General features: G+C 58.6%; 1 protein-coding gene and 1 pseudogene. One reads left to right on the top strand and one right to left on the bottom strand.

The genetic code is table 11. The features are described from left to right. Positions 1-82 precede the first annotated feature (82 nt). Positions 83-493 (top strand): integrase core domain-containing protein, encoded by a 411-nt coding sequence (locus ACQZ48_RS23410; protein ID WP_448729562.1) that lies wholly within the window; start codon positions 83-85, stop codon positions 491-493. A gap of 122 nt (positions 494-615) precedes the next feature. Here ACQZ48_RS23410 and ACQZ48_RS23405 read toward each other — a convergent pair. Then, positions 616-713, bottom strand: a pseudogene (locus tag ACQZ48_RS23405) (IS630 family transposase); the annotation flags it as partial.

Raw genomic sequence — 713 nt, 5'->3', positions numbered from 1 at the left:
GAGTTCGTAGCGGCGGCGTGTCATCATAGCTCCTAATTCGGAAGCCTTGAATCACGCGGAACGCAATGCGCCAAGAGAATTTATGAGTTTACCGCCTAGTGAATGCCTGGGCCTCGTCGCCGATACGTCTCTTTCCGGCCTGCGGGTTGCCCGTGAGTTGGACCGGATCATCGAGGGACGAGGCAAGCCGAAGATGATCGTCAGCAATAATGGCAGCGAGTTCACCAGCAACGCAATCCTGCAATGGACGGATCGGACCAAAGTGGAATGGCACTACATCGCGCCTGGCAAGCCGATCCGGAACGCCTTCATCGAAAGCTTCAACGGGCGGCTGCGAGACGAGTTTCTGAATGAAACGCTCTCTCGTCACTGCCCCATGCTCGATCAGGGCTTTCAAACTGGCGCAGCGATTACAAACGATCATCGACCGCATTCCGGCCTCGGCTGGCTGACACCCGCCGAGTTCGCCCAAGACCATCAACCCGCGACGTGATGCGGTGCTGCGCAGCCGAAATGGCTCCGCACCGCCACCCGCCGCTACCGCCCCGAATACAGCAACCCAAAACCGCTGGAGCAAACTCAAAACTGGATAAAACTTGGGGGCAAGGTCACCATCGAAATCCCAACCCCGAACCGCGCCGCCGACTGGCGCGCAGACATGCCCGCCGCAGACGCTTTTAACACGCGTAGTCGAAGATCATCGCTCAGTGCTC

The sequence above is a fragment of the Agrobacterium sp. 22-209-1 genome (assembly GCF_053522485.1).
The sequence above is the reverse complement of the archived record's forward strand: the minus strand, read 5'-3'. Positions and strand labels throughout refer to the sequence as shown.